The 19,835-nt window shown below is 64.4% G+C and carries 18 protein-coding genes and 2 pseudogenes; 10 read left to right on the top strand and 10 right to left on the bottom strand.

The window, feature by feature from the left end:
- Positions 1–911 (bottom strand): annotated as a pseudogene (locus QZY44_RS05810) (F0F1 ATP synthase subunit beta); the annotation flags it as partial.
- Positions 912–985: 74 nt separating this feature from the next.
- Positions 986–2,179: a glycosyl hydrolase gene (locus tag QZY44_RS05805; protein ID WP_295443537.1), complete on the bottom strand. Its 1,194-nt coding sequence runs from the start codon at positions 2,177–2,179 to the stop codon at positions 986–988.
- Between the two features lie 160 nt (positions 2,180–2,339).
- On the opposite strand from QZY44_RS05805, the gene QZY44_RS05800 reads away from it, so the two are divergent.
- The 4 genes from QZY44_RS05800 (at position 2,340) to QZY44_RS05785 (ending at position 5,822) form a co-directional block, all read left to right on the top strand.
- Positions 2,340–2,597: an Rpn family recombination-promoting nuclease/putative transposase gene (locus QZY44_RS05800; RefSeq protein WP_295443534.1), complete on the top strand. Its 258-nt coding sequence runs from the start codon at positions 2,340–2,342 to the stop codon at positions 2,595–2,597.
- Entirely contained in the window at positions 2,581–2,817 is a 237-nt protein-coding gene (locus tag QZY44_RS05795) for a DUF4351 domain-containing protein (RefSeq protein ID WP_295443531.1), read from the top strand. The genes QZY44_RS05800 and QZY44_RS05795 overlap by 17 nt, the downstream gene beginning before the upstream one ends.
- A 695-nt stretch (positions 2,818–3,512) precedes the next feature.
- Positions 3,513–3,782, top strand: coding sequence for a hypothetical protein (locus QZY44_RS05790; protein ID WP_295443527.1), 270 nt, complete (start codon positions 3,513–3,515; stop codon positions 3,780–3,782).
- A gap of 189 nt (positions 3,783–3,971) precedes the next feature.
- Entirely contained in the window at positions 3,972–5,822 is a 1,851-nt protein-coding gene (locus QZY44_RS05785; protein WP_295443524.1) for a family 20 glycosylhydrolase, read from the top strand.
- A 296-nt stretch (positions 5,823–6,118) separates the two neighbouring features.
- On the opposite strand, the gene QZY44_RS05780 is transcribed toward QZY44_RS05785, so the two are convergent.
- The 3 genes from QZY44_RS05780 to QZY44_RS05770 form a co-directional block, all read right to left on the bottom strand.
- A complete protein-coding gene (locus QZY44_RS05780) occupies positions 6,119–6,802 on the bottom strand; it encodes a YceH family protein (protein WP_295443522.1) in 684 nt (227 codons plus the stop codon).
- Between the two features lie 73 nt (positions 6,803–6,875).
- Positions 6,876–7,715 carry a secretin N-terminal domain-containing protein gene (locus QZY44_RS05775; RefSeq protein WP_295443520.1) on the bottom strand — a complete coding sequence of 280 codons (840 nt, stop codon included), beginning with the start codon at positions 7,713–7,715 and terminating at the stop codon, positions 6,876–6,878.
- Positions 7,681–8,226: a hypothetical protein gene (locus QZY44_RS05770; protein WP_295443517.1), complete on the bottom strand. Its 546-nt coding sequence runs from the start codon at positions 8,224–8,226 to the stop codon at positions 7,681–7,683. The genes QZY44_RS05775 and QZY44_RS05770 overlap by 35 nt, the downstream gene beginning before the upstream one ends.
- A gap of 258 nt (positions 8,227–8,484) precedes the next feature.
- Here QZY44_RS05770 and QZY44_RS05765 point away from each other — a divergent pair, with 258 nt between their 5' ends.
- Genes QZY44_RS05765 through QZY44_RS05755 form a run of 3 tightly spaced genes read left to right on the top strand, consistent with a single transcriptional unit; the run spans position 8,485 to position 10,521 of the window.
- Positions 8,485–8,964, top strand: a complete 480-nt coding sequence (locus QZY44_RS05765; RefSeq protein WP_295443514.1) for an SCP2 sterol-binding domain-containing protein — start codon at positions 8,485–8,487, stop codon at positions 8,962–8,964.
- Positions 8,965–8,970: 6 nt separating this feature from the next.
- The gene (locus tag QZY44_RS05760; RefSeq protein WP_295443511.1) at positions 8,971–9,873 is read left to right on the top strand and encodes an isocitrate lyase/PEP mutase family protein; all 903 of its coding nucleotides are present in this window, start codon (positions 8,971–8,973) and stop codon (positions 9,871–9,873) included.
- A gap of 21 nt (positions 9,874–9,894) precedes the next feature.
- Positions 9,895–10,521, top strand: coding sequence for a trimeric intracellular cation channel family protein (locus QZY44_RS05755; protein ID WP_295443508.1), 627 nt, complete (start codon positions 9,895–9,897; stop codon positions 10,519–10,521).
- Positions 10,522–10,568: 47 nt separating this feature from the next.
- Here QZY44_RS05755 and QZY44_RS35645 read toward each other — a convergent pair.
- A pseudogene (locus QZY44_RS35645) lies at positions 10,569–10,745 on the bottom strand (putative transposase); the annotation flags it as partial.
- 287 nt (positions 10,746–11,032) lie between these two features.
- Between QZY44_RS35645 and QZY44_RS05750 the strand changes: the two are divergent.
- From QZY44_RS05750 to QZY44_RS05740, 3 genes are all read left to right on the top strand, one after another.
- Complete coding sequence (locus QZY44_RS05750) at positions 11,033–12,016, top strand: aldolase catalytic domain-containing protein (RefSeq protein ID WP_295443505.1); 984 nt, start codon at positions 11,033–11,035, stop codon at positions 12,014–12,016.
- Positions 12,016–12,966 (top strand): 23S rRNA pseudouridine(2605) synthase RluB, encoded by a 951-nt coding sequence (gene rluB, locus QZY44_RS05745; RefSeq protein ID WP_295443503.1) that lies wholly within the window; start codon positions 12,016–12,018, stop codon positions 12,964–12,966. Before QZY44_RS05750 ends, rluB begins: the two co-directional genes overlap by 1 nt.
- A gap of 146 nt (positions 12,967–13,112) precedes the next feature.
- Positions 13,113–13,715 carry a hypothetical protein gene (locus QZY44_RS05740; RefSeq protein WP_295443500.1) on the top strand — a complete coding sequence of 201 codons (603 nt, stop codon included), beginning with the start codon at positions 13,113–13,115 and terminating at the stop codon, positions 13,713–13,715.
- A gap of 124 nt (positions 13,716–13,839) precedes the next feature.
- Here the strand turns inward: QZY44_RS05740 and QZY44_RS05735 are convergent, their stop codons facing one another.
- The 4 genes from QZY44_RS05735 to QZY44_RS05720 all read right to left on the bottom strand — a co-directional run.
- Positions 13,840–15,741 (bottom strand): L,D-transpeptidase family protein, encoded by a 1,902-nt coding sequence (locus QZY44_RS05735; protein WP_295443497.1) that lies wholly within the window; start codon positions 15,739–15,741, stop codon positions 13,840–13,842.
- A gap of 118 nt (positions 15,742–15,859) precedes the next feature.
- Positions 15,860–17,350 (bottom strand): SpoVR family protein, encoded by a 1,491-nt coding sequence (locus tag QZY44_RS05730; protein ID WP_295443495.1) that lies wholly within the window; start codon positions 17,348–17,350, stop codon positions 15,860–15,862.
- Positions 17,347–18,618, bottom strand: a complete 1,272-nt coding sequence (locus QZY44_RS05725; protein WP_295443492.1) for a YeaH/YhbH family protein — start codon at positions 18,616–18,618, stop codon at positions 17,347–17,349. Before QZY44_RS05725 ends, QZY44_RS05730 begins: the two co-directional genes overlap by 4 nt.
- Positions 18,619–18,622: 4 nt before the next feature.
- A partial coding sequence (locus QZY44_RS05720) for a PrkA family serine protein kinase (RefSeq protein ID WP_295443489.1) occupies positions 18,623–19,835 on the bottom strand: 1,213 nt, incomplete at its 5' end.

Raw genomic sequence — 19,835 nt, 5'->3', positions numbered from 1 at the left:
TCTTGGATCGAGGTGATGGCGCCGGTATCGGTGTTGGCAATGCGCTCTTCCAGCCCCGAGAGCTCGGTTCCCATGGTGGGCTGATAGCCCAGGCGCGACGGCATCTGGCCCATCAGGCCGGAGATCTCCATGCCAGCCTGAATGAAGCGGAAGATATTGTCGATGAGCAGCAAGACGTCACGATGCTCATCGTCGCGGAAATACTCGGCCATCGTGAGTGCCGCGTGGCCCACCCGGAAGCGGCTGCCCGAGGGCTCGTTCATCTGGCCGAAGATCATCACCATGTTGGGCAATACGCCCGCGTCGCGCATCTCGCGGTACAGTTCTTCGCCCTCGCGACAGCGCTCGCCGATACCGCAAAAGAGGCTGACGCCGGACTGGTGCCCAATCATGTTATGGATCATCTCAGTCAGCAGTACCGTCTTGCCTACGCCCGCCCCGCCGAACAACCCGGCCTTGCCGCCGCGCTCCAGCGGCATCAGTACATCAATGATCTTGATCCCTGTTTCAAAGACCTCGGACTTAGTGGAGCGGCGTGCCAGCGGCGGCGGGGCGCGATGCACCGAACGCCATTCGATGTCCGTCGGTGCGGGCTGGCGGTCGATGGCGTTGCCGAAGACATCGAACATCCGCCCTAAGATGCCCTTGCCCACAGGCGCCTTCAGCGGTGCGCCGGTGTTGGCCACCGCCATGCCGCGAGCCAGACCCTGGGTCGGCGTCAGGGCGATCCCACGCACATGACGGGCGTCCAGTTGGGTCAGCACTTCGATGACGATGGCCGGTGTGGCGCCCGCGCGCAGCAGCGAGTAGATCGGTGGCAGGCGCTCGTCGAACCGGATATCCACGACGCTGCCGCGTACGGCCACGACGGTGCCGACATGGGCGCAGCTGTCGCGGCCGTCAGGCGGCATGAGCGGTTGCTCCGGTTGTGAATCGATTGCCGCTGGCCGGGACGATGATCAAGGCCGCCGTGCCGCTGTCGTGTTTAGTGGGCGGAATCGACATGGTGGATGGCCGGGTGCTTGGTGGCGGCCGGGCTCACGTCCTGTGGCTCGCTGAGCCAGAAGGGACGGGCCACCCCCTCACGGTAGGCCTCCAAGGCGTCCGGTGAGGAATCGACCCGACAATCGCTGGTGCTCTGGTCCGCGGCATTGCGCCATTTCTCGTGCCAGAAGATAGCCCCCTTGAGGCGGGGTAGCTTGTGCTCCATTTGCGAGAAGGCCTCCTCGATCCACTCACTCTTATCCCCCTGCGCGGGAAACTCGGCAATGCCCCATTCGGCGAGCAGGGTCGGCTTGTGCGGGTCGAGCGCCGCCAGCTCCGCATGGGGTGCGCGGAAGGCCGTGGTCACCGAGGTCCAGTCCTCGCCCGGGAACTGCTTGCCATAGGAACTGACGCCGAGCCAGTCGACATAGTCGCTACCCGGATAATAGGCCGCCATGGTGTTCCAGGGCTCCGCCGGGTCCGGGGTGTTGTTGGCGTGAAAGACCCAGGAGATATTGCTCGCCCCGGCGGCGCGCACCCGGTCGACCACGTGGCGGTAGGCGCGCTTGAAGGCCTCCGGACCCTGGTAACGGGTCGGCTCGGAGTCGGGGACAGGCGTGCCGCCGCCGTGGAACACCCCCGACCAGGGAAACCACTTGCCGTTCATCTCCAGTCCCCAGGCGACCAGGAGCGGTTTGCCGAAGGCGCGCGCGTCCCGTGCCCAGGCATCGATATAGGAGTCCCAGTCGCCGGCCGGTATCTGCTCGATGGTGAAGCGTGGGCAGGCCATGTCGTTGCGGGCCTGCCAGGGGTTCCAATAGATCAGCGGGGCCGCGCCGTAGCCGTCGATCAGGCGCACCTCGGCCGCGGGAAAGCGCCCGGTGCCCCAGTGATTGGAGAAGGCGATCAGGGCCTGGTGTTTATCGACCAGCGCGGAAAACGCCTCGATCTTGGCCAGCGTCACCTCCTCTTCCGAGTCGCCGAAGTCCGCATAGACCCCGGTATAGGCGCCCTGGGCGGGAATCGCGAGCGTTGGCAGGGGTGCCGGGGGGGGCGTGGGTTCGGCCCCCGTGGCCAGGGTCGCGACCAGGGAGAGCAGCAACGCGGCGGCCCGCAGGGCCAAGCCAGGCCGCGCGTGCCGCGGCGCCGCCGCCACGGGGTGCCGATGTCGCAAGGGCCGGTCAACAAGTCGCATGGGATTCATCCATCAGGGCGGGGTAGACAGCCATTCTGGGGACGACGGGGGCGCAGCGCAAGGAGCACGGGCTTGAGTTGCGCAAGACCTCGACCCCGGTGCCGGTGGTCCGTGCCGGTGGTCTTGCGTCGTCAACGCGATCTGACTAGCCTTGTAACCTATGGACGAAATCGCAACCCCCCACGACGCCTACTTCCGCGAGAGCTTCGGCCGTCGGGAGATCGCCGCGGACTTCCTGCGGCAGCAGCTGCCCGCGGAACTCCTCGCCGACGTCGACCTCGGGACGCTGGAGATCTTCAAAGACACCTATGTTTCGACGGATCTGCGCTCGGCGTACTCCGATCTAGTTTATCGTGTACGCTACCGCGATGGGACTTTGACGATCTACCGGAGCCCCGATCATGCAAACATTTATTGACCGCTACATCGAGCAAGGCAGTCAGCTGGGCGTCGCGCTAGGCGTTGAACAGGGGAAACAGCAGGGTGAGGTCGCGGTCCTTTTGCGTCAAATGGACCGCAAGTTCGGCCCCTTGAGTCAGTCGGTTCGTGAACGCGTCGTCAACGCGGACCCCGAGATCCTGCTGCGCTGGTCCGACCGCATCCTTACTGCCGAGAGCCTGGAGGCGGTGTTTCGCTGAGTGGCAAGGGGAATACCTTGCCAAATGCTGTGTGTTCTCTCTGTCCACCCGGATTGGGCCTGGCGTTAATGTGTGGCGGATCTTTTTTTCCGTTCCCACGTTCCAGCGTGTGAATGCCGAACGGGCGCTCTGCAGCTCGAATTCGACACAGTGTCCGGTGAGTCGCATGATCACTAAATGCTATTATAATCATGAGAGCGCGGTCTCCGATCGCTTCATCTGTTTCGACGGCACGACCAGTGTGTGTCCGCGCTGTTGCCGCGAATGTTGCGTATCCCTGGCACGGGATTGGTTCGCGCGTTGCAAGAACGCAGGTCATCGCTGCTGGCCGTCGTCAATGTTTTCCCGCTTACCCAACAAATTGATCTGCCTGGAAACCTACCGGGGCGACGACAAACCGCGGCTGTCTTGCCGGACTTCGGTGGGCGGGTTTCTTGATGGCCTGTCATCCCTATCTGATCCGCCACTGCGTCTTGTTCATCGCTTTGTCGAGACGCTGGACCAGTTCGCTGGCTATACCGCACAGCCGGACGGGCTCTTGTGGAAAGATGAGGAGTTTTTTGATACTCCGATCTATTACCTGGCCTTCCACAGTTCCCCCGGTACGCTCCACAGCGCACGCGATTCAGGGGGGGCTTCTTCGCGGCAAGTCTCTGATCGATGCCTTCGCGGACTGGGGGCAGACATATAGCAACTTGGTCTATTTCAGCGCCTGCAGCGTTTTTGCGGAACCCGATGGCATCGGGTTTGCTAGGGAATTTTTTGACACGTCAAAATGTCGTGCCGTCATTGGCTACGGCAAGGACGTGGACTGGCTGGAAGGCATGCTGATCGATTTGCTTTTTCTTCATCGCTTCTATTCCCACCCCGAACCATGGACGCATCTGCGTGAAATTCACCGCGAGGTCAAGAAGGCTTTCCCGCGAGCCATCGCGCTTGGTTACCAGATCCACCTGGCTGAATGAATCTCGAAGCGGTTGGTCACCGGCCACCCCAGCGGAGCTTGGCAACTACAGGGAGCGATGGGAACGCGGGACTGGGCAGGGTACTGGGAGTCCCGCGTCGTTGGCGCCCCAGTTTCGCGCCACTGCGTTCGGCTTCGCGACCCGACCAAGTGAGATCAGGTGCCATTGCCACTGCTGCCGGAGTACAACATGAAACTACCCGATGATCTGATACTACTCCCCGCACCGCGTGCTCTGACACTTACGCCCGGCGAATTTCAGTTGGCCGACGGCTTGTCTATTGCGTTGCGCGCCGACTGTGCCCAAGACCTGCTGCCGATCGGGCAGCGGCTGCGCGATGCGCTGCACCGGTACGCTGGGATGCATCTGCACCTCACCGCGAACGCCTTGCAGGCGGCGGGCATTACGCTGGTGGTTACGAACGCGGCGGCGTTAGGTGAGGCGTATTCAATCGATATCGGCCCTACCGGCGTTGTGCTAGAGGCGGGCACCCCGCGTGGCCTGTTCCATGCGGTGACCACGCTGATTCAACTCGCGATGCAGCGTGGTGCCCTCTGGCCGGCGCTACGCATTGAGGACGCCCCCGACTTTCCCCAGCGTGGCGTCATGCTGGATATCAGCCGCGACAAGGTCCCGACCATGGAGACGCTGCGCGCCCTGATCGACCTGCTGGCCTCCTGGAAGATCAATCAGCTCCAGCTCTATACCGAACATACCTTTGCCTATCGCGACCATCGCGCCGTCTGGGAACACGCCTCACCCATGACCGCGGAGCAGATCCTGGAGCTCGACGCCTATTGTCGGGCGCGCTTCATCGCGCTGGTGCCCAATCAGAATTCATTCGGTCACCTGGAGCGCTGGCTGAAACACCCGCAGTACAACGACTTGGCGGAGACCCCAACGGGCGGCAAGACCTGCTGGGGATGGCGGACCCCCTCGGGGCTCAACCCGCGCGACCCGCGCAGCCTCGACCTGCTGCGCGGGCTCTATGACGAATTGCTGCCGAACTTCAGCTCGCGCCAATTCAACGTGGGTTGCGATGAGACCATCGACCTGGGGCAGGGGCGCAATCAGGCCCTGGCGGCACAGCTCGGTACCGGCGAGCTCTATCTCGCCTTTCTGCAACAGATCCACCAGGAAGTCAGTGCGCGCGGGCACACCATGCAATTCTGGGGTGACATCATCCTGGAGCATGCCTCACTGGTGCCGCGACTGCCTAAAGACCTGATCGCGCTGGAGTGGGGCTATGAGCATGACCACCCCTTCGCCTCCCATGCCCTGGCCTTTGCCGAATCGGGCATTCCGTTCTATGTCTGCCCGGGTACCAGCACCTGGAACGCCATCCTGGGTCGTACCGATAACATGCTTGGCAACATCGCTAATGCCTGCGACAATGGGCTCAAGAATGGCGCGGGCGGCGTTTTGAATACCGATTGGGGCGATAATGGCCACTGGCAATATCTGCCCTTCAGCTACCCCGGCTTTGCCTATGGTGCGGCGATGAGTTGGGGCGTGGTGGCTAACCGTGATCTCGCGCTGGCGCGCGTCCTGGATACCTTTGCCTTTGAGGATGCGGCCGGGGTAATGGGTGAATTGATGCTCGCGCTCGGCCGGGTCGGCCAGTCGCTCGACGGGTGGCTCAACCAGCGGACCTACAATGCCACGCCCTTTGGCCGGGCTCTGCTGATGCGGCCGCAAGAGATCGGCCAGGCCTATGGGACAGGGGAGGGCGTTCGGGCCGCTGCCGTGCAGGCCGCGGAGACCATCGGTGCCTTGTTGCCGCGTCTGCGGGCGGCCAGGATGGGCCGGGGGGATGCGCCGTTGATCGGCCGGGAGGTGGCGCTCGCGGCGCGCCTGGCTCAGCACGGGTGTGCGCGCATCGCACTGGCCGCCGCTGACCACCCAGCCGGGTCCGCCGAGCTACAGGCCGAGTTGCGCGCTATCCTGAAGGCGCATCGGCCGTTATGGCACGCGCGCAATCGCCCTGGCGGCTTTAGCGACAGCGCGGCCCGGTTGCGGGGGCTGCTAAAGGACTATTGAACCGGGAAAGAGTCATTGTCACGCCAAGGCGCCAAGCTCGCCAAGAATTGGCCGTCCCCGTAGCGTCCGCGGCGGCCTTGATCATCAATCCGGCCATCGCGGCACTTGGGGCGTCGGAAGTCAGTCGCCGTTTTGCCACGGAAACACACGGAAGGACACGGAAGCATTCTTCTTTTTCCGTGCTTTCCGTGTGTTTCCGTGGCCAAAATCCCTGCAACCTGACATCCGTGGCCGGGATTATGATCGACGCCTCCGCCGCGGCGGCCCGCCAAGATCGCCGGTCCGCACAGCGGACCCTACGGCTCACGCTGCTCCGCCAACCCTGTTAATACCCACAGTCGATTCAACTCGGCGCGCAATTGTGCGACCTCCGACTCCAGTGCCGCAATGCGATTGTCCGTCGCGCCGCCGCCCGCCGGTGCGGCCGGCGTGGCGGCCGCCGCGGCGCTCAGGGCGGCGAGTTCGGCCGGGTCCGGTAGTCCGCACAGGAGTTGCCAATAGCGCTCCTCGCGCTTACCCGGGAGCCGGGGCAATTCCATCACCAGCGGTGGCCCACGGTCGATGAGTGCAGTAACCGCAGCGGCCACGGCGTTCAGATCCGCGAATTCCGCCAGACGTGCGCTATGGGTGCGCAATTCCCCCAGCGTCTGGGGGCCGCGCAGCATCAGCACGGTGAGTACCGCCTGTTCCTCGCGGCTCAGGTGATAGGTGCCGACCAGCTTGTGGTCATAGCGCTCGCTGCGTCCGGAGAAACCGGCGTGAACCAGTCCCCGGCTGCGTAATTGGTTGACATGGTGCCCCACCTCGCCGGGTTCCAGGTTCATGATGGGGGCGCGGCTGCTCTTCTGATTGCAGGCGCTCACCAGTGCGCTCAGCGTCAGCGGGTATGCTTCCGGGGTGGTGCGCTGTTTCTCCATCAGACAGCCCAGGATGCGGGCCTCAATGGTGTTTAGCAGGGGTTGGCTCAGATCAGTGGTCATCGGGAGTCGCTCGCGTTGCTAGCCCATTATCGAGGCTCGTTCAAGCCGGCGAAAAATAGACAGGATTAACCAATCAGTCCAGCGGTACCACACGCAACTCCACGCTGGCCTGGCGGCTGCGTTGTCCCTGCCCGTAATACAGGGTGCCACCGCTGCGGTTGGACTCGCGCTCGTTGCTTAATCCGACCGGCAGCCAGTCGCCGAGACGCCCTTGCACCTGGGCCTCGACCGCGCTGGTCTCGCGGCTACCCTGCGCGCCGGGGGAGTCGGCGCGGGTGCTGATCTCCAGGGTCACCCGATCGCCTTGGACGCGGGGCACCACATAGAAACCGCTCTCGCTGCTGCGATAGTCGATGCCTTCCTGGACCACCGTGCCCCCGGGGCTATAGTTCAGTTGGCGGTAGGCCACGGGTTGGTCCTGGCCGATGGAGATGAAGGCGGACCTGCCGTCGAGGGTGCGGACCTCCTGGGTCAGGTTGCGAGTCTCGGTGCGGGTGCCGGCACCGGCGCCGACCTGGCCTTGGATGCGCCCGTTGCCGCTGACCCAGACGGAGCCGCCCCCGCCACCCCCACTGCTCTGGGAGTGATCGCTCTGTCGGACCTGGATCATCAGGTTGCGCGCCGGCCGGTCGAGCGTGGCCAGGACGCGGTGGATGTCGGCGAGGCGCGCGGGGGAGGCGCGCACGATCAGCGCATTGTTGGCGGCGATGACGCTCCCGTCCGCTCCGGCCAGGGGCGTGAGAATCGGGATCAGGTCCGCCGGTAAGCTTGAATGCAACTCGATGATTTCCATTCGATAGTCCGCGGCCAGGAGCGCCGGGCAGAGGACCGCCAGGAGCCAGGCGGCGGCCCGCCAAGGCCGGCCACGGGGGCCGGCCTTAAAGGTAGAGCCGTCGTAGTTCAGTGTCTTCATCGCTCTGCTCCCAGATCTGTTCAAATTCGGCCCGCAGGCGCCGCGCCGGGCCGCCGCCCTGGAACTCCACCAGCGCCTCGGGGCGATCAGCCTGCCGACGCAGACAATAGCCGCTGCCGTCGGCGATCAGAAAGGCGTCAGCCCGGTTGCGGAAGTCCTCCGCCACTCGCCGCACCGCGATGCGTGAGCTCAGTCGGCGGCTCAACTCGATCAGCCGATGACCGCCGAGCAGCGCGCGCTGCGGTTCGCCGAGGAGGATGCGCACCGGATGCCAGGGCTTGGACAGGGCGAGTTGTTTCACTGCGGCCAGAAAGTCTTGCCGATCGTACAGGTCAGGGTCCAGGTCGCGGCTGAAGATCAGCAGTTCGCGGCGTGCCCCCGCGGCCAGTTCGATGCCGGCCGTGCGGATCGACCCACGATCGGTGAGCAACTGCGGCCCGTCACCGCCGCTCAAATGCAGTGGCTCGTACTCAGCCGTGTCCCGGGCCGCGGGTAGTGGGTCCAGATGCATGGTCATCCTCGGCGGGCATTTTCTTGGTTCGAGTGCCGGGGGCTTATGATGCGCCCATCGCGCCTCCCCGGGTAGCTGGACCCGGGGGCGCCAAGGCCTGGGTCCGGGGCGCGGCACCGTGCGTGCCACACCCCCTTGACCATGGTGCCGCAACGCGCTGGGCGCAAGCACTCGCCAGATGGGCGCGGACGCGCGACAATGTGCGGCTGGCCACTGCCACGCTTCCTATCCCACTGATCGTATTTTGAGAGCCGCCTCATGTCTGCATTTCCGCGCCTGCTGATCACCCTGGCGAGCCCCCTGCGCCTGCTGCCGACCCTTGCCCACAGCCAGGCCCTGGCGATGGCGCTCAATCGGGTGATGAAGGATGCCATCGCCGAGGGCGAGCTGGACTTTCTCAAGGGCCGCACGGTCGGTATCGAAATCAATGACCTGGGTATCCGCTATCGGTTGACGCTCAGCGACGGGCGGATTCGCGGTTGCGGGGAGGGGGCCGCGGCGGATGCGGCCATCTCGGGTGGGCTGCACGAATTCCTCCTGCTCGCCGCCCGCCGCGAGGATGCCGATACACTGTTCTTCCAGCGCCGACTGCGGATGGCCGGCGATACCGAGTTGGGTCTCTATCTCAAGAATTTTCTGGATGCCTACGAGCCGCCGGCCCAGGTCGCGCCGCTGATCAAGGGACTGGACCGGCTCTTGGGGGATGAGGGCAAGCGACCGCGTCGGCCTGGTCGCTGATTCACCATGCCGCCGCTCGCACCCATGACGCCCGTCGCCCAGTCTGCCCCCGAGCGCCTGCGCACCCTGCTGGTGGGGGAGGGCTGTCTCGCCATGCCCTGCTGCTTCGATGCACTGTCCTCGCGGCTGATCGAGCAGGCCGGCTTTCCCTTGAGCTTTATGAGCGGTTTCGCCGTCTCGGCCGCGCGCCTGGCGCTGCCTGACACGGGTCTGACGACGGTCACCGAGATGTTGGACCATGGGCGGTCCATCTGTCAGGCGGTGACCATCCCGGTCATCGCCGATGGCGACACCGGCCACGGCAACCCGGCCAATGTGCGCCGCACGGTCACGCAGTTCGGCCTGGCCGGTTTTGCCGGCGTCATGATCGAGGACCAGTTGGCGCCCAAGCGCTGCGGTCATACCGGGGTCAAGTATGTGGTGGAGCGGGCCGAGGCCGTGGCCCGCATCCGCGCCGCGGTGGATGCGCGCGACGCGGGTGCCGGTACCCTGATCATGGCCCGCACCGATGCCCGCAGCGCCCTGGGCCTGGAGGAGGCACTGTGGCGGCTGGCCGCCTTTGCCGACCTGGGCGCGGACATCCTGTTCCTGGAGGCGCCGCGCGATGAGAGCGAGATGGCACGCGCCTGCCGGCAGGTCCCGGGCGTACACGTAGCCAACATGCTGGAGGGCGGACTCACGCCCATCCTGCCCCCGGCACGACTGGCGGAGCTGGGTTATCGGATTGCTGCTTACCCGCTGACCCTGCTGGCCGCCGCCGTCGCGGCGATGACCGATGCCCTGCAGGCCCTGGCCGCCGGCCGGATGCCGGAGCGCCAGGTGGACTTCGCAACGCTGCGCGGGATCTTGGGCTTCGACGCCTATGACCGGCTGCTCGAACAGTACGCCACGCCCGTGGGTGGCCCCTGAGTCCAGCCTGCCGACGGTGGCATGATCCCCAACCTCGACACCCTGATGTACTGGATCGGCCAGAGCGCGGTGGTCCTGATGGCCGCCGCCGGGGTGCTGGAGGCCGGACGTAAGCGCTTCGACCTGTTCGGGATGGCCATTGTCGCCCTCGCCGCCGCCTTGGGTGGCGGCACGGTGCGGGACCTGCTACTCGGCCGTCCGGTGTTCTGGGTCGCCGACCAGACCTATCTGATGTGCGCCCTGGGCGCTGCCCTGGTCACTTTTTTTCTGGCCCGGGTATTCGTTTTGCCGGCGCGCCTCTTCCTGATCCCGGACGCCGCCGGGCTGGCCCTTTTCACGGTGACCGGCACCAAGGCGGCGCTCGTGTGGGGCGCCCCCTGGCTGGTGGCGAGCATCATGGGTGTCACCACCGGCGTCGTCGGCGGCATCCTGCGCGACGTTCTATGCAACGAGGAGCCCCTGGTGTTCCGCGGTACCCTCTACGCCACCGCATCTTGGACCGGTGCCCTGGTCCTGATCGGCCTGCTTGACCTAGACGTGGACGCCCGGATTGCGGCTGTGTCCGCCGGGTCCGCGATCTTTCTGCTGCGCGTGGCGGCCATCCGGTGGGGGATCGGGCTGCCGCGGTTTCGTGCCAAGGGGGCTTGAGTTTCGGTGGCGGTCAGCTCGGCGCAGAGTTTCTCGATCGCCTGATCGGTGACGGCGTTGGCCGAATGGTGCAGGCGTACCGTCAAGGTCCCGGCCTGGGGGGCCGGCAGCAGATCGGCCTCGGTGGTATAGAGGGCGCAGAGCAGTCGGCGCGCCTCGTCGGGGCGGGTGAGGTGCTCGCGCAGGCCGTTGGCCATGGCCGTTTCGGCGCGGTAGGCAATCATCTTGATGGTATCGACAAGCTGCTTGCTCTCGGTGTTGAGCTGGCGAAAGCGTGCTTCCGACCACCCTCCCGGCACCCGCCAGGACATCCCGTTGCCACCCCTGGTCAGCGCAAGCCCATCCCGCAACGGCCAACGCCAGCGCCCATCGGCGCCGACGCCGCCCGATGTCAGCCGGCAACAGGGTGATGCGTCAGGGCTGGCGCCGCCGGATAGGATTTGCCGCCGCTGCGGAATCGGGGCACAATGTCCGGTTAGGCCATCGCCCACCCCGTCGCCCGGAGACACCTATGTCCGACAAGGCCCCCTGGATCACCTACCGTCCCGAACTCAAGGTGCTCGACTGCACCATCCGGGATGGGGGACTCGTGAATTCCCACCAGTTCAGCGACGAGTTCGTCGGCGCGGTCTATCGCGCGTGCGTCGAGGCGGGCCTCGACTACATGGAGATCGGCTACAAGAACTCGAAGAAGGTCTTCCCGACCGACAAGTTCGGCCCCTGGCGCCACTGTGCCGAGGAGGATCTCCGCCGCGTCGTCGGCGATCACACCGCCGCGGCCACCGGGCTGAAGCTCGCCGCCATGGCCGATGCCGGCAAGAGCGACTGGCAACACGACATCGTCCCGGCCGCCGACAGCCCGCTCGACATGATCCGCGTCGCCTTCTATGCGCATCAGGTCTCAGAGGCCGTGGAGATGATCAGCCACTGCCATGAACTCGGCTACGAGACCACTGCCAATCTCATGGCGGTCTCCAACATCACCGAGGAGGAGATCGACCGGGTTCTGGAGGCGATTGCCGCCAGCCCGGCGAGCACCATGGTCATCGTCGACAGCTTCGGCTATCTGTATCGCGAGCAGATCGATCGGCTCTACAAGAAATACGCGGCGGCCATTGAGGGGACCGGCAAGGAGGTCGGCATCCATGCCCACAACAACCTCCAACTCGCCTTTGCCAACACCATCGAGGCGATCATCCTGGGCTGTAACCGGGTGGATTCGACCATCTTCGGCTTCGGTCGTGGGGCCGGGAATTGCCACACTGAGTTGTTGCTTGGTTTCCTGCGCAACCCCAAATTCAACGTGCGGCCCATCATCGACGTGATCCAGCATCAGGTCGCGCCCTTACGCAAGACCTTGATCTGGGGACCGTCGGTCCCATTCAATATTACCGGTCAGTTGAACCAGCACCCGCGCTCTGCCATCGAGTGGAGCGAGGGACCCAACCGGGACGACTACCTTTCTTTCTACGACAAGGTCGTCTCGGAGATCTGATGCGCCAACCTAAACCGCCCCGTCATCCCTCGGCCAGTCATTCGGGTCACGCCAGTGTCGCGCGGGTGCCGCTGGACCGTAACCGGGGCGGGCGTGGCCGGACCGAACCCGCGCCGGCGCCCGCGGAGGGCCCCGGCGAGCGCCTGCAAAAGGTCCTGGCCGAGCAGGGTCTGGGCTCTCGTCGCGAGATCGAGGTCTGGATCACCCAGGGTCGGGTGCGCGTCAACGGCGAAGTCGCCAAGCTGGGCGATCGTGCCAGCGCGACCGATCGGGTGCGGGTGGATGGCCAGGAGGTCCGCCGTCACCCCCGGCGCGAGGCGGACAGCCAGATCATTGCCTATCATAAGCCGGAGGGTGAAATGGTTACCCGCCGCGATCCGGAGGGTCGCCCGACCGTCTTCCGGCACCTGCCGCGCCCCAAGGACGGGCGCTGGATCGCCGTCGGCCGCCTCGACATCAATACCTCCGGGCTCATGCTCTTCACCACCGACGGTGAGTTGGCCAACCGGCTCATGCACCCTTCGCGGCAACTGGAGCGTGAATACGCGGTGCGTATCCTGGGGGCGGTCCCGGACGGTACGCTGGATCGGTTGACCGCCGGCATCGAACTGGAGGACGGCCCCGCCCACCTGGATGCCGTGAGCGCGCGCGGCGGCACCGGTGCCAACAACTGGTATCACGTGGTGCTCAAGGAGGGCCGTAACCGCGAGGTCCGGCGCCTGTGGGAGGCGGTGGGTTGCCAGGTCAGTCGCCTGATCCGGGTGCGCTATGGCAATGTCGAATTGGGCCGACGGCTCTTCCCCGGTGTCTGGCGGCCATTGACCGACGAGGAGCGCCAGACGCTCCTTGGCTTGGTCGGGATGGAGCCACTGCGGCGTGCCCCGCGGGCCAAGACTGCCGCCTCACGGGTGTGGGCGCCAGGGCCGGCGCGGGGCTCGCGTTCCGGTTAGGCTAACGGCCATGGCGCCCGCGCCACCCCGAAAGATGAGAGTTGCGGTCGCCATGGCCGTTCCCCCACCCCGGCCCTCGCCCAATAGGGGAGGGAGAATTGGAGCGCGCTCCCGGCGCGACTTTCACGGTAAGTAAGGGCGAGAAAATGACCAGAAGCATCCCCTTGGTTCTGCTTGGCGTGTCGCTATGTGGTTGCGGCGTCGCTCCAGTGAAACAAGAGCCTCACAGTGGTGCAGCGGCTGCGCAATCAGTGGCGCCGGCGCCAAGTCATTGTGTCGGCACTGTCGGTTTACCGCCGCAATATGCCAATGCCTTTGAGGCGGTCGTCGACGAGCCCCTGTTGAAGCGGGCTCTTGGACAAACCGATAAGGGTGGTTTGTGCCAAGGGACGGTCTATAAGAGCAAGAAGACTCTGCCGGTTTATCGCGCCTGGAATAGCACCAATCCGCGTAGCCGTTTGGGCAACTGGTGGGCATTTAACCGACCGGCGGGACGGACGGCTGCGTACCGCGATGCGTATGAAATTTGTTATCAGTGGTCGCCATTGGACCAGCTGACGCGCTGCACCCTGAAGAAGGGTGCGCGACTGGTTGTTGGTACAGGTCAAAGCGCATACTGCGATGGCTTCCTGACCTATCCGGTGTCCCCGGCGAAGCAAATCTACATCGCGATTGATCCTGATTCACCCGCGGTCAGCGATTGCGTCGACTATGATGGATTCTTCAACTGGAAGAGAAAAGAGTCATAATCTTTGACGACGCTTTGCTAAGGCGATTTCCGGAAAACCTGGTACCACAACCAACGTCGGAGAGGATGTAGGTGCGACTTAAATCGCACCTACGCTTGGCGGTATCTCAATTGTTGGAAATCGGCTAGAGGCGGGTGCCCGGCACGCCGGACGGGCGAATGACCGGCACCAAGGGGCGGGGCTCATCCAGGGTCAGGGTCCGATTCGGGACGGCACCCTGCGTCAGCGTGGGCCGCGGCGCGGGGGCCAGGGTGGGTGTCGGTTGGCTCGTGGGTGACTGGGCGGGGTGCCCCGACTCGGTACGCACCGATGGGGGCGGGACGGCGGGCGCCGTCGGTCCGCCGCGGTGGTTGGCGACCGCCACCATGGTCGGGTCGACCACGGGCACCGCGTCGGCAAAGCGGATCCGCAGGTCACTCGGCGGACCCTTCAGCGCGCTGCGCAGGGCCTGGTCGCGACCATAGATGTCGCCGCGGAACTCCACCTTGCCGTTCTCGTCCGCACGGGCGGTCAGGTAATAGAGCAGGACTGGGAGTCGCTGTTCGAGCACGACATACCGAGTCTTGTTGGTGGCCACCACGCGATTGATCTCGCCCTGGTTCCAATTTGGACGATTGAGGATGACCTCGGCCAGCTTCAGGGGGTTCTGTACCCGCACACAGCCGTGGCTGTAGGCACGCATGGACTGGCTGAACAGGCTCTTGCTCTGGGTGTCGTGGAGATAGACTGCCTGGTCGTTCGGAAAGATGAATTTGACCCGGCCCAAGGCGTTGGTCGGTCCGGGTCCCTGGATGAGGCTGATGCGCCGCGTATCACTCACATTACCGCCGGTCGCCCGGCCGGTGCGCCGGTCCACCACCTTGAACTTGCTGGAGACCCCGCGCATTTTTTTCTGGATCGACGGGGGGACGGTCCAGGTGGGGTTGAACACCACATGCTCCATCTCGTCGCGGAAGCTCGGCGTCTGGGCCTCCGGGGTACCGACGACGACCCGGGTACTCCAATCGATCCCGCCGGCGCGCACCACATGGGCCATGAAGCCACGCACGTCCACGAGGACGTAATCGGCCGGCAGGTCGTCATAGAACCAGCGCATCCGCTCCAGATTCATCTGGATCTGCTCGACCTTGGCGGGGCTGACGGGTTGGTTGAGTGCCGCCAGCGTGCCCGCGCTCAAGGCGCCATCCGTGGGCAGGCCGAAACGCCGTTGGAACCGCATCAGCGCCTCGCGCAGCGGCGCATCAAATAAGGTTGCGTCAGCGGGCGGGGCCGCATCGTACTCGCCGAGCGCCCGCAAATGATCGCGTAATGCGACGACCCGTGGGTCGCTGTTGCCCTGCACCAGCTTGCGTCCCGCGGGGATCGGCGACAGACCGCGCAACGCATCGGACCCGCTGTATTCGTGCAGTCCGCGCTTGAGGTTGGCGTAGAAAAAGGGTTGGGGGGCCAGCGCGCCCAGCGCCGCGCCGGTATCCGCGGCGGCCACGACGCGCTCCATGGATTGGACCAGGGTCTGGGCGGGGATGGGCGCGCGGTGGTTCCAGGCGTGGTTGATCACGACCGGGTCCAGGCGTCCGAAGCGGATGTGGTAGCTGTAGCGCAGCAGCGCGTCGCTTAATTGCAGGTCCGCGCCCAGGCGGCTCGCGGGTGGCAGGGCCGTCAGGGCATTGGGCTTGCTCAGTGCGCGCAGGGTCGGCAGGTGGTAGTCGGCCGGATCAAGCCCTTCGGTCACACTCGCCTCGACCACGCGCAGCAGTGCCTCGACCTGCGCCGCGCGCTCCCAGGCCAGGCGGTAATCCCGGGCGGCATAAAACTCGGCCAGCAGACGACCCGATTCCAGCGGCACGCCGCCGATCGTCAGTCCCCCAAGGTCGCGAATGGATTCGGCCGTACCACGCAGCAGCGCGTTGGACGACCCGGTCTGATGCGACACCGGGGTAGACTCACCCGCGACCACCACGGCCGGCAACGCCGGTATCAGGGTCAGCGAGAACAACAGATGCCCGACGTGGCGCAGCTTAGCCATCTCGTCTCCTGCAAAAAATAAGGTCTTGAACAACAGGCCGTGCAGCGTGCCCCCGGCTAGCGGCGGATCTTAACCGGATTTGCGTTCGCGTGTGAGGTGTTGTTTAACAAGGTCGGACCTAAAGCTCAGCGATCAATTGGACCCGACCCTGTTCATCGACTGACTCCATGCGGACCCGAAACCCCCACAGCCGCCGCACATGCCGCAGCACCTCGTCCGCGGACTCGGCCAGGGGGCGCCGATTGTGTCTGAAATGCCGCAACGTCAGGGAGCGGTCGCCGCGCCGATCGACGTTCACGACCTGGATGTTGGGCTCCCGGCTGCCCAGATTGTACTGCTCCGCCAGGGCCTGGCGCAGCGCGCGGTAACCCTGTTCTTCGTGGATGGCGGTCACCGCGATGGTATCTTCCCGGTCGTCGTCGCGCACGGCGAAGAGATGAAATTCCCGCATGAGGTGCGGCGACAGGAATTGGGCGATAAAACTCTCGTCCTTGAAGTTGCGCATCGCAAAATCCAGGACCTTGAGCCAATCCCCGCCGGCGATATCGGGAAACCAGTCGCGATCCTCGGCGGTCGGCGACTCACAGATGCGGCGGATATCACGCATCATCGCGAATCCCAGGGCATAGGGGTTCAGCCCGCTATAGTAGGGGGCATCGAAGGGCGGTTGAAAGATCACGCCGGTATGGGACTGGAGAAACTCCAACATAAAGCCGTCGCTGACAAAGCCCTCGTCATACAGGCGATTGATCAGGGTAAAATGCCAGAAAGTCGCCCAGCCCTCATTCATCACCTGGGTCTGACGCTGCGGGTAAAAATACTGGCTGATCTTGCGCACGATGCGCACGATCTCACGCTGCCAGGGCTCCAGCAGTGGGGCATTCTTCTCGATGAAATAGAGTAGGTTTTCCTGCGGCTCCGGCGGCCACGGGGCGTCACCGGGCGGCGTGCCGTCGCCGCCGTGGGTCGGTATCGTGCGCCACAGGTCATTGACTTGGGACTGGATATAGTCGGCCCGCTCGTCCTGGCGCCGTTGTTCCTCGGTCATGCTCAAGGGCGCCGGGCGCTGGTAACGGTCTACCCCGTGATTCATCAGAGCATGACAGGAATCGAGCAGCAGCTCCACCGCGGCCTCACCATAACGCTCCTCGCAACTGGCGATATACTTGCGGGCGAAGACCAGGTAGTCGATAATGGCATCGGCGCTGGTCCAGGCACGGAACAGGTAATTGCCCTTGAAGAAGCTGTTGTGACCATAACAGGCGTGCGCAATGACCAGGGCCTGCATCGGCAGGGTATTCTCCTCCATGAGATAGGAAATGCAGGGGTTGGAGTTGATCACGATCTCATAGGCCAGGCCCATCTGGCCGCGGCGATAGGTCTGCTCGGTGCTGACGAATTGCTTGCCGAACGACCAATGGTGATAGTTGATCGGCAGCCCCACCGAGGAATAGGCGTCGATCATCTGCTCGGAGCCGATCACCTCGATCTGGTTAGCATAGGTGTCCAGGCCATAGACCTCATGGGCAAGCCGGCCCAACTCGCGATCGAAGCGCTCCAACAGTGCAAAGGTCCACTCGGATGAGTCCGAGATGATGCGACTGGTCATGCCACCTGCCTCTTGAAGAGATCCCTGAACACGGGAAAAATATCGTCGGCCCCGTCGATCTGACGCATGGCGAAGTGCCGGTGGGCGGCGGCCACCTCCTGGTAGGCATACCACAGGCTCTGGTGCTGTCGGGGGGTGATTTCCACATAGGCGAAGTAGCGCATCAGCGGCAGCAGCTTGGTGGTCAGCAGGTCACGGCAGGTCGCTGAGTCCGAATCCCAGTTGTCGCCGTCGGAGGCCTGGGCGGCATAGATGTTCCAGACGCCGGGGTCATAGCGTTGGCGCAGCACATCATAGGTCAGATCGAGCGCGCTGGAGACCACGGTCCCGCCGGTCTCCCGCGAATAGAAGAACTCTTGCTCATCCACCTCCTGGGCCACGGTGTGATGGCGGATGAAGACCACCTCGATCCGGTCGTAATTGCGCTTGAGGAACAGGTAGAGCAGGATAAAGAAGCGTTTGGCCAGGTTCTTGCGCGCCTGATCCATGGACCCGGAGACGTCCATGATGCAGACCATCACCGCCTTGCTGGTCGGTTCGGGCTGCTTTACGAAGCCCTGATACCGCAGATCGAAGGTGTCGATGAACGGCAGTGCCGCGATGCGCGTGCGTTGGCGCTCGATCTCCTCGCGCAGGATCAGAATGCGGGGGTCTTCCGCTTGCGCCCCCAGCGCCAGCAGGGCCGCGATCTCCTCCTCCAACTCCCGGATGCGCGCCCGGTGGGGGCCGCCCAAGGCGGTGCGCCGGGCAATGGAGCCCTTGAGCGAACGGACCACGTCGATGTTCGAGGGCGCCCCGTCAGTCCGATAGCCGGAGCGTATCGTCTTGAACTCAGTGCTGCCCAGCAGTTGATTGCGTACCAGATTGGGTAGCTCCAGGTCATCGAAGAGCAGATCCATGAACTCCTCGCGGGACAGATCGAAGATGAACTCGTCCTCCCCCAAGCCGCCCTTACCGGCCTTGCCCTGGCCGGAACCGCCGCGCCCGCCCCCCTCCGGGCGCTGGATCTGGTCGCCGGTCAGGAAGTCCCGGTTCCCGGGGTGGACCATGTCGCGGGTGCCGCCGGGGCCATGGTGAAAGACCGGCTCGGAGATGTCCCGCGAGGGAATCCCGACCTGTTCACCCGAGTCGATGTCGGTGATGCTGCGTTTGTTGACCGCATCGGCCACCGCCCGCTTGAGTTGCGTCTTATAGCGCTTGATGAAGCGCTGGCGGTTGACCGCGCTTTTATTGCGGCCGTTGAGTCGCCGATCGATGAAATGGGACATAGTCTCACTGTGCCTTGCGGACCCGCAGGTACCACTCCGACAGCAGGCGGACCTGCTTGGCGGTGTAGCCCTTGTCGGTCATGCGGTCGACGAACTGATCGTGCTTTTTCTGGTCGTCCGCCGAGGCCTTGGCATTGAATGAGATGACCGGCAGCAGTTCCTCGGTATTGGAGAACATCTTCTTCTCGATGACCACCCGCAGTTTCTCATAGCTGGTCCAGCGGGGATTGGCGCCGCCGTTGTTGGCACGCGCCCGCAGCACGAAGTTGACGATCTCGTTGCGGAAGTCCTTGGGGTTGGAGATGCCGGCCGGCTTTTCGATCTTCTCCAGCTCCTCATTCAGACCGACGCGGTTCATCATCTCGCCGGTGTCCGGGTCGCGGTACTCCTGGTCCTGAATCCAGTAGTCGGCATAGGTCACGTAACGGTCGAAGATGTTCTGGCCATATTCGGCGTAGGACTCCAGATAGGCGGTCTGCAGCTCCTTGCCGATGGATTCGGCATAGCGCGGTGCCAGATATTGCTTGAGATAGCTGAAATAGCGCTCCTGGGTCTCCGGGGGCAGTTGCTCGCGGGCGATCTGCTTCTCCAGCACATAGAGCAGGTGGACCGGGTTGGCGGCCACCTCGGTGTGATCGAAGTTGAACACCTGGGAGAGGATCTTGAAGGCGAAGCGGGTGGAGATCCCGGTCATGCCCTCGTCCACGCCGGCGTAGTCGCGGTATTCATGCACCGACTTGGCCTTGGGGTCGGTGTCCTTCAGGTTCTCCCCATCATAGACCCGCATCTTGGAGAAGATGCTGGAGTTCTCCGGCTCCTTGATGCGGGTGAGCGCGGAGAACTGGGCCATCATCTCCAAGGTGCCGGGGGCGCAGGGGGCCTGTGCCAGCGAGCTGTTGCGCAGCAGCTTGGCGTAAATCTTCACCTCATCGCTGACGCGCAGGCAGTAGGGCACCTTGACGATGAAGACGCGATCGAGGAACGCCTCGTTGTTCTTGTTGTTGCGGAATGTCTGCCACTCCGACTCATTGGAGTGGGCCAGGACGATCCCCTGGAACGGCAGGGCTGAGAGCCCCTCGGTGCCGTTGAAGTTGCCCTCCTGGGTGGCGGTCAGCAAGGGATGCAGCACCTTGATCGGCGCCTTGAACATCTCGACGAATTCCAGAAGCCCCTGCGTCGTGCGGTTGAGGCCGCCCGAGTAGCTGTAGGCATCTGGG

Origin of the sequence: uncultured Thiodictyon sp., assembly GCA_903837595.1 — a bacterium.
Taxonomy (GTDB): domain Bacteria; phylum Pseudomonadota; class Gammaproteobacteria; order Chromatiales; family Chromatiaceae; genus Thiodictyon.
This window is presented reverse-complemented; position numbering and strand designations above follow the sequence as displayed.

What these genes read in the sequence shown, in the direction of transcription:
- QZY44_RS05805 (WP_295443537.1), bottom strand. Translation starts at nt 2,179, where the DNA reads ATGCGACTTGTTGACCGGCCCTTGCGACATCGGCACCCCGTGGCGGCG.
- QZY44_RS05800 (WP_295443534.1), top strand. Translation starts at nt 2,340, where the DNA reads ATGGACGAAATCGCAACCCCCCACGACGCCTACTTCCGCGAGAGCTTC.
- QZY44_RS05795 (WP_295443531.1), top strand. Translation starts at nt 2,581, where the DNA reads ATGCAAACATTTATTGACCGCTACATCGAGCAAGGCAGTCAGCTGGGC.
- QZY44_RS05785 (WP_295443524.1), top strand. Translation starts at nt 3,972, where the DNA reads ATGAAACTACCCGATGATCTGATACTACTCCCCGCACCGCGTGCTCTG.
- QZY44_RS05780 (WP_295443522.1), bottom strand. Translation starts at nt 6,802, where the DNA reads ATGACCACTGATCTGAGCCAACCCCTGCTAAACACCATTGAGGCCCGC.
- QZY44_RS05775 (WP_295443520.1), bottom strand. Translation starts at nt 7,715, where the DNA reads ATGAAGACACTGAACTACGACGGCTCTACCTTTAAGGCCGGCCCCCGT.
- QZY44_RS05770 (WP_295443517.1), bottom strand. Translation starts at nt 8,226, where the DNA reads ATGCATCTGGACCCACTACCCGCGGCCCGGGACACGGCTGAGTACGAG.
- QZY44_RS05765 (WP_295443514.1), top strand. Translation starts at nt 8,485, where the DNA reads ATGTCTGCATTTCCGCGCCTGCTGATCACCCTGGCGAGCCCCCTGCGC.
- QZY44_RS05760 (WP_295443511.1), top strand. Translation starts at nt 8,971, where the DNA reads ATGCCGCCGCTCGCACCCATGACGCCCGTCGCCCAGTCTGCCCCCGAG.
- QZY44_RS05755 (WP_295443508.1), top strand. Translation starts at nt 9,895, where the DNA reads ATGATCCCCAACCTCGACACCCTGATGTACTGGATCGGCCAGAGCGCG.
- QZY44_RS05750 (WP_295443505.1), top strand. Translation starts at nt 11,033, where the DNA reads ATGTCCGACAAGGCCCCCTGGATCACCTACCGTCCCGAACTCAAGGTG.
- rluB (WP_295443503.1), top strand. Translation starts at nt 12,016, where the DNA reads ATGCGCCAACCTAAACCGCCCCGTCATCCCTCGGCCAGTCATTCGGGT.
- QZY44_RS05740 (WP_295443500.1), top strand. Translation starts at nt 13,113, where the DNA reads ATGACCAGAAGCATCCCCTTGGTTCTGCTTGGCGTGTCGCTATGTGGT.
- QZY44_RS05735 (WP_295443497.1), bottom strand. Translation starts at nt 15,741, where the DNA reads ATGGCTAAGCTGCGCCACGTCGGGCATCTGTTGTTCTCGCTGACCCTG.
- QZY44_RS05730 (WP_295443495.1), bottom strand. Translation starts at nt 17,350, where the DNA reads ATGACCAGTCGCATCATCTCGGACTCATCCGAGTGGACCTTTGCACTG.
- QZY44_RS05725 (WP_295443492.1), bottom strand. Translation starts at nt 18,618, where the DNA reads ATGTCCCATTTCATCGATCGGCGACTCAACGGCCGCAATAAAAGCGCG.